Origin of the sequence: Geobacter grbiciae, assembly GCF_018531165.1 — a bacterium.
In the GTDB taxonomy this organism is placed as follows: Bacteria; Desulfobacterota; Desulfuromonadia; order Geobacterales; family Geobacteraceae; genus Geobacter; species Geobacter metallireducens.
The window spans coordinates 1-7684 of record NZ_JAHDIW010000032.1 but is presented as its reverse complement, the minus strand read 5'-3'; the positions used below and the strand labels follow the sequence as shown (position 1 = coordinate 7684).

The window sequence follows — 7684 nt, the reverse complement described above, 5'->3', positions numbered from 1 at the left end:
ACAGGCTTTCGAGGAGTATCAACTCAAGAAGGCTGCGTGACTCTTATCTTGTGTCCAGGGTACCGGGCGCGCTACAGATTCTATCGGTGATCTGGGCGCACATTATTTGCAACTAGGCGCACAATCAGAAATTCGGGATCGCAATCATCGGCGGCAGGCTCACATTATCTGCAACTATAATGTCCAGCATGAGTAAAATTTTCGTACTCGATACCAACGTCCTTCTCTATGATCCCCAGGCGCTCTTCAGGTTCGAGGAGAACAACGTCATAATCCCGATCACGGTCATCGAAGAGATTGAGCGTTTTAAGAAGGATGAAAACGAAACAGGCCGCAATGCTAGGGAGGTGTCGCGGTTCATAGACGACTTCCGGCGTGTGGGCTTGCTCTCCGAGGGGGTGCCGCTAGATAACGGCGGCAACCTGCGAATCAAGATGTACGAAGAAGATCTAATGAAGAGGCTTCCGCCCGAACTGCGCGAGAATCGAGGAGACAACCGGATCCTTGCCGTAGCGGTTGACCTGAAGGAAACCGAGAATGTTCCGGTGATCCTGGTGAGCAAGGATACATCTCTTCGGCTCAAGGCCGATGTGGTGGGTCTTGTCGCTCATGACTACGAGTTTGATGAAATAGTTGCAAAATATATCACAAAATCAATAGAGTTCGATGAAGACGCTTATCAAGCTGGAGTCTCAATTCTTGGTTACTTCAGTACGGTAGTAAAACAGAAATACCCCAACACTAAAGTCAAAGTTAAAATCGAACAGGAAGGTACCACAGTAAGATTAATTATTGATACACCTGAAGGTGATAGAGAGCTTATAGAAAAAACTCTTGAAGATTATGGGTTAGTAGTGGTTGGAGAAATGCAACCGGCAGAGTTGCTGTCAGATAAAATACACGAAATGCAATTGAGGCACAAGCTTGACCTTGCTGTGATTGAAGTTTCATACACTAAACAACTTCTTGCTTTTGCACAGGAGTCACATAAAAATGAAATTTTACATATAACGGAAGAAGTGAACCTGTTAAAAGAACAAATTAGAGCAGCTTTTAAAAGAGAAGATAACGCTAAGGACATTATCTTCAAAATTATAGACAATCATTCAATACAAGGCGAAGTAAAAGATGCGATATTAAAACTTTCAGACCTGATCGGACAAAACGTTGAAGTGAAGGATAAAGAAGTAGTTTTGGAGCTTATTTCTATTATTAAGTCTAAAAATGGTCCAGCGTTTGAGGATATCAAGGCTTATCTGATATCCTCTTTTGGCGGTGCTAGTGGTAACCTTCTTAGCTCCTGGTTGCCAATGCTTCTTGCCGCAATTGCAAAATAAGGGGAGATGTTGAGGCAGGACCCGATAACTGGATAGTAGGACGCCAGCAAAGTGGCTAACAGCACTTGCTGGGCTAAGTCGCTACAACCAAAGTTGCTCTTGCCAGTGCCCGGATTTGTCCGCGCTGGGAGAGCCAATCTCAACTTTGCGCCAATAGTTGAGATTGGCTCTCCCAGCGCGGACTCGAACCACGGCGAAATAAAGATTTCCGCTTGCCCTGGCGCGACGTTTGATCTAAGGTGCCGCTAATGTATTTTGAAGCCCCGTGTTACCAAGCTGGGGGCGTGGGCAAGAAATAATACTGTTATTGAAAGGAATATGTGCAAATGGGATTTTTTAGCGAGTACTTAGGTCGCAATCTTCATTTAAATCCACAACTATTGACGGCTGAACGTAAAGCTCAACTGGGGAGGATATCAGCACTACGGGGCGGAAGAGATATCCTCGTTTATGCATCAGATATAAACAGAGCAGATCTCCCTACCCAAATTGCCTATGATGATCTTCTACCTTTTAGTGACCAGCTTTCCAACCTAACAGGCAGCGCTATTGATATCATTATTGAAACCCCCGGCGGTTACGCCGAGGTGGTCGAAGATATCGTAAAAATGATTCGAAACAAATATGACGATTTCGCAGTCATTATTCCGGGCTGGGCCAAAAGTGCGGGAACAATTTTTGCTATGGCTGCTGATGACATTTTAATGGGACCTATGTCAGCCCTTGGCCCTATTGATGCACAAATGATGTGGCAAGGAAAACGATTCTCTGCTGGCGAATTACTTGACGGCATGACGAAAATTAAAGAGGAAGTTGTCGAAAAAGGATTTTTGAACCAAGCATACATTCCTCTACTTCAAGGCATATCCCCCGGTGAGTTGCAACGCGCAGAAAATGCTCAACAGTTCTCTCAAATTTTAGTAACTGAGTGGCTTGCGAAGTACAAATTTAAGAACTGGACTTCACACTCTAGCACCGGACACGCGGTTACTGAAGATGAAAAAAGATTAAGAGCTGAAGAGATCGCTGCAGAACTATGCAAGCATTCGAAATGGCTCACTCATGGCCGATCTTTAAAAATAGATGATCTACTTAAGATGAAACTTGTTATCACTGATTATACGACCCAGCCAGACCTAGCAGAAGCAATCAGACGTTACCATGTACTGCTTCAAATGACTTTCCAGCAAAACCAATTTAAATTATTTGAAACTCCGACAAGCCAAATAAACAGAATGGTGCCGCAGCAGGTTCCAGGTCCACAGCAGATTTTCCGACCTGCAGCTGGAAATGGGCAGCAAAGTGTTGCGGAAGTTGAAATGGAATGCGGTACATGCTCCACAAAAATAAAAATTCAAGCCAACATTGGTCAACCAGCACCTCTACGGCCGGGTAATCTTCCGTTCCCTCCGGGCAACATTCTCCAGTGCCCGAAATGCGGGTTTCAGCATGATTTGACCGGTCTCCGCACACAGCTTGAAAAATCTACAAATCAGCCGATAATTGTATAAAATAAAAATAACCACAAAGGAGGGTGCTATGGAAAAGGTAGAAAGTTACAAGATCGTGTTCGAGGCTGTGCAGATAGCTCCGGCAATGGAAATATTAACTGAATGTGAAGAGATCAGTAGACTCCGTAGAATTGTTGAAGAGTTAACCCCGAATGAAATCAAAACAACATATTCCGCATAAATAGTTGAATTTATTGCGGTAACTCTATTAATATATCACCAGTTCTTCCCAGTACTCACTTTTGTTCGCGCTGGGGAGCCAATACAAGAACATGGGCAAACCACTATTGTGGTTTGATCTCTTGCAGAATCTTTTGGGGGAGGTTGGGTATAGTATCATGCAACCTTCCCTTTTTTTCGAGCAAGTGCGACTACGTAAATACTCAATTTTTTAGGCTATCAACGACCATGTAAATGAACGTTAAAAAATATCGCTTTTGTCTATATATTTATTGTTTATTATAGTCTTTGGGTGTGTTAAATTGCGGTCTGAAAAAGGTTTACGTAGTCGGAGGACCCGTGAGCAAAATAATCGCCTACATCAGAGTAAGCACCGTCGCCCAGGACGTGCAAGGACAGCGGTATGAAATCCTTGAATACGCCCGGAGGGAGCGAATCCACATTGACGATTTCCTTGAGATCGAAATCTCAGCGAGGAAGACACAGAAGGCCCGACGGATCGAGGAGCTGCTTTCGCTTCTTCACGCAGGCGACACCGTGATCGTCAGCGAGCTTTCCCGCCTTGGCCGGTCAACCGGCGAGGTCATCAACCTGGTCAACGAGGTTGTCAGGCGCAAGATCGGCCTCGTGGCCGTCAAACAGGGGCTAAGAATACCGGCAAACGGCGAAACGATGGACTTGCAGGCAAAAGTGACCGTAACCCTGTTCTCCCTTATGGCCGAGCTGGAGCGTGATCTTATAAGCCAGCGGACGAAACAGGCTCTGGCAGCAAAGAAGGCCGGAGGCATAACCCTTGGCAAGCCGAAGGGAACCATCCAGGCCTCGAAGCTGGATGGTAAGGAAGCCGAGATCAAGAATCTACTGGCTTATAAAGTCAGCAAAGCGGCAATAGCGCGGTTGGTCGGCACGAGCCGAACTAATCTCAATGCTTTTATCAAGACCCGAAAATTGGCAGAAGGAGGATGTTGAATGTTTGACGAATTAAAGGATGGGCTCTTTCGTATAATTCGCGAATATGAGCGAGGCGACCGGACAGCAGAAAGAGCCATGGAGATCATATCGTTTCAATTCCGCGAATTTTGCCAACAGGGCGCAGAGCTTCAAGGCCCGATGAAAGACCTCGGAATCACAATTAGAAAATGGGACGACAGCGACTTACCCGCAGATGAAGCAATGATGAAGATTGCATGTCTTTGCCGGCAATGGTAAATCGCAAGCTGGCCGTTTTGCCGGTGGATAACGTACGATTTTTTCCGAATTCTGAGACAACCCCAAAAAGGGGTAATCCCAACATTTCCACTACCAGGGGCAAAGTGGCAATGAAGGTTAACCATCGAGCGCCACCCTACGACGGTTATTTCGATTAAGAAAAGTCATCACTCTATTACGCTCTTCTCAGGGTGTACCTGATTTTCTGCCGCTTATTGAAATTGGATTTCGTTATCAATGAAAATGGCAGCGCTTGTCAATAGAAAAATCAATAGGATGCTCTAATAGTCTATAGTCTACTTCCTATCTATCAGCACCGCCACTTTTCCCGTGTATGCGAAGTAATCTGGACGAGTTGGCAAGTATTCCGAGGTCAGGTAGAGACTGGAGCGCCGCTGCAAGGGTAAGCGGGAGCAGGCCGGAGGCGGCGAACGACAGCCCGGCCAGGTTGTAGCAAGCGGTAAATATGAGATTCAACCGCACAACTCCCATGGTCCGGCGAGCAATAGCGAATAGTTCTGGAACAAGGGTCCAATCCTCCCTCATCAGGGCTACGTGGGCAGCTTCAATGGAGACATCGCTCCCGGCCGCCCCCATGGCGATGCCCACATCGGCCTGGGCCAGGGCCGGCGCGTCGTTCACCCCGTCTCCAACCATCACAACTACGTGCCTTTTTTCCTGGTATTCCTTCACCACGGCAATCTTGTCCTCCGGCAGGAGGTTGGCGCGGTATTCTATTCCAAGGCTCTTCGCAAGGGGAGACGCAACCTGTTCATTGTCACCAGTCAGGAGTTCAATCGACTGTATTCCGAGGTTTTTTAACTCTGCAAGGGCTGCCGGCACCTCCGGCCGCAAAGTGTCGGAGGCGGCCAGGTGACCGGCAATTTTTCCATCGCAGACAACGTATAGGATGGTCTTCCCTTGGGCCTCAAGGTCATTCGATGACAGAACGGAATCACTGTCGGCAACGATCCTGCGGCTTCCGACCTCGATCAGGTGGCCGTTCACCCGTGCCCGAACCCCTAGGCCGGGGATGGCCTCGAACTGCTCAGGCTCATGGAGGATCAGATTTTGCTCCCCAGCCTTGGAGCGAACCGCCTCGGCCAGCGGGTGCTCCGAGTAACGTTCCGCGGAAGCGGCCAGGGCGAGCACTTCCTGTTCGGTAAGTGCTCCGAAAGCAAGGATGTCGGTAACCTGCGGCCGGCCGAGAGTGAGGGTGCCGGTCTTGTCGAGGAGGATCACGTCGGCGCGGTTCAGCGCCTCCAGGTATTTTCCTCCCTTGATTAGGAGGCCCCGTCGTGCCCCTGCGCCGATGGAGGCGATCATGGCAAGAGGGGTGGCCAGTGCAAAGGAGCAGGAGCAGACCACCACCAGCACCGCGGCAGTGGCCAGCGGATTGCGGCTGAAGACGTAGGTAAGAAAAGCGATCGCCATGACCACGGGGAGATAGTACCCTGAAAACCGGTCGGCCAGGCGCTGCACCTCTCCCCGGTTTGTTTCCGCCTGTTCCACAAGCTTGATTACTTTTCCGAAGGTCGTGTCCGCCCCCACCTTCAGTGCGCGAACGCGCAAGCTCCCCAGGCGGGCGATGGTCGCTGCAAAAACACGCGCACCGGGTCCCGCCTCAACCGGCATCGATTCGCCCGTAATAGTTGCCTGGTCCACCGTGGCCTGTCCGCCGATCACCTCGCCATCCACCGGGATATTTTCCCCCGGTCGGACGATCACCGTCTCGCCGACCTTCACTTCTGCGACAGGGACCTCTACCTCTTCGCCATCCCGCACTACCCGCGCCGTCTGCGGGGCCATTTCGGTCAGGTCCTTCACCGCACGGCGGGCCTGCTCGGCGGTGAAGCTCTCCACATATTCACCCACCCGCATAAAGAAAACGACGATCACGGCAGCGGCCCACTCCCCGACTGCCATCGCCGCAACCATGCCGACAGTCATCAGGGTGTGGGAGGTGACCCTCCTTCTCATGGCAGCCTTCACCACCTCGGCAAGGACCGGCCAGCCGCCTATAATGATGATGGCGAGCCAGAACGGCCACGGCACCCTTCGGGTAAGCGATTTGAAAAGCCCGAGCCATTCCCCGATGACGACCATGAAGAGGACCGCGCCGAAGACGACGCCGAAGAAAGTGAGTACCTTTCGGGAGAAGCCGGAAAGGGGCGCCGGAGAAACCTCCCTTTCCGGTGCCTCAATGGCATACCCCGCACCTTCCACGGCCTTACGGATCTCGGAAGGAGAAGTCCTTGCCGGGTCGTAGGCGACGGTCGCCTTGCGGACCGAGAGGAGGAGAGTGACCTCTGTCACGCCGGGGACCGATCTTACGGCACGCTCCACGTGCCGCGCGCATTCAATTCAATCCATCCCCTTGATGGGAAGTTCAATGGTTTCGAGTTGTCTGTTCATAAGGTATTATCCTTCTGCTTATCCACTATATCGTGGATTTCGCCCTGAATTGGGCCGCGTTCGACGGCAAGCACCCGCCGCAGCTTCCCGGCAACCAGTTTCGCAATTTTCATTATCATTATAATTATAACCCAGTTGGGGAAACAGCACAAAAAATGGCCCACCCGTTCGAAGGAGGGAGAACGGGTGGGCGAATCACATTGTAACGATTACTGAACTGCCTTACTCTCATGAAAGGATTCCTAGAAGAAGTAAAATGCCGCCAGACGTGCTACATTGGCCGTGCCGGTGCCGGATGTGCCGGGCGAATTATTGCCATACTGGGTATTCAGATTCTGATACTCCGCCGCCACCACCACCTCCCACCCCCCCCGAATTCGCGCTCGTATTTATGAAGAAGCAAAATGGCGCCCCTGCCGAGGGAGTAGCAAGGGCGCCAATAAAAGTAGTGTGGTGCAATCAAAAAATGATCTGAGCCTGCATACGATACTGCATGTCGTCTGAACGGGCTGGCTGCTTGTGGATGTTGGTCACGTCGGCCTGGAGTTTCAGGTTGTGTTTGCTGAAATAATAGGAAACGGCCCCTTGGGTTTCGGTCTGAAGGTCTTGTGACTTGTCGCGGTTCGGGTCCACATAAGAGTAACGGGCGGCAACCTCCAGATGTTTGGGGATGATGAAGTAGCCTGCCTGGCCATAGAAACCGTGCGCCCGAAGCGTGTTATCGGAATCCTGCCCGTCGGCCTGGCCTACGAAGTACTCGCCCTGGGCGGAAAAGCCCATCCACTTGAAGGCGGCGTCAATGCCGAAGGTGTTGATATCGACCTTCTCCGAGGCGCCGAACGTGGAGGCTCCCTTTCCGAGCCAGCCGTTGGAGCCGGCAAAGGTCAGGTTGTTGGTCTCGAAGGCAGTAGCGCTGGTTTTTTTCAGGGTGTCCATGAAATAATTGGCGCCGACCGATGAGGTGTCCTGTCAATAGTAGACACTCCCAACTCAAGCGGCGGCCGTGTTTGCGGAGAAGTTCATGGCAAATAC

At 50.7% G+C, this 7684-nt stretch carries 7 protein-coding genes; 5 read left to right on the top strand and 2 right to left on the bottom strand.

Annotation, left to right across the window (positions count from 1 at the left end):
• Positions 1-188: 188 nt before the first annotated feature.
• The 5 genes from KJB29_RS18895 to KJB29_RS18875 all read left to right on the top strand — a co-directional run bounded on the left by KJB29_RS18895 (position 189) and on the right by KJB29_RS18875 (position 4237).
• The gene (locus KJB29_RS18895) at positions 189-1337 is read left to right on the top strand and encodes a PIN domain-containing protein (RefSeq protein ID WP_215735868.1); all 1149 of its coding nucleotides are present in this window, start codon (positions 189-191) and stop codon (positions 1335-1337) included.
• A gap of 326 nt (positions 1338-1663) precedes the next feature.
• Positions 1664-2848: an SDH family Clp fold serine proteinase gene (locus KJB29_RS18890; protein WP_215735867.1), complete on the top strand. Its 1185-nt coding sequence runs from the start codon at positions 1664-1666 to the stop codon at positions 2846-2848.
• Between the two features lie 28 nt (positions 2849-2876).
• Positions 2877-3029 (top strand): hypothetical protein, encoded by a 153-nt coding sequence (locus KJB29_RS18885; RefSeq protein ID WP_215735866.1) that lies wholly within the window; start codon positions 2877-2879, stop codon positions 3027-3029.
• A gap of 338 nt (positions 3030-3367) precedes the next feature.
• On the top strand, positions 3368-3997 hold the full coding sequence (locus KJB29_RS18880; protein WP_215735865.1) for a recombinase family protein: 630 nt from the start codon (positions 3368-3370) through the stop codon (positions 3995-3997).
• A complete protein-coding gene (locus KJB29_RS18875; protein WP_215735864.1) occupies positions 3998-4237 on the top strand; it encodes a hypothetical protein in 240 nt (79 codons plus the stop codon).
• A gap of 303 nt (positions 4238-4540) precedes the next feature.
• Here the strand turns inward: KJB29_RS18875 and KJB29_RS18870 are convergent, their stop codons facing one another.
• On the bottom strand, positions 4541-6583 hold the full coding sequence (locus KJB29_RS18870) for a heavy metal translocating P-type ATPase (protein WP_215735863.1): 2043 nt from the start codon (positions 6581-6583) through the stop codon (positions 4541-4543).
• 528 nt (positions 6584-7111) lie between these two features.
• A complete protein-coding gene (locus KJB29_RS18865) occupies positions 7112-7588 on the bottom strand; it encodes a porin (RefSeq protein WP_246562076.1) in 477 nt (158 codons plus the stop codon).
• Positions 7589-7684 lie beyond the last annotated feature (96 nt).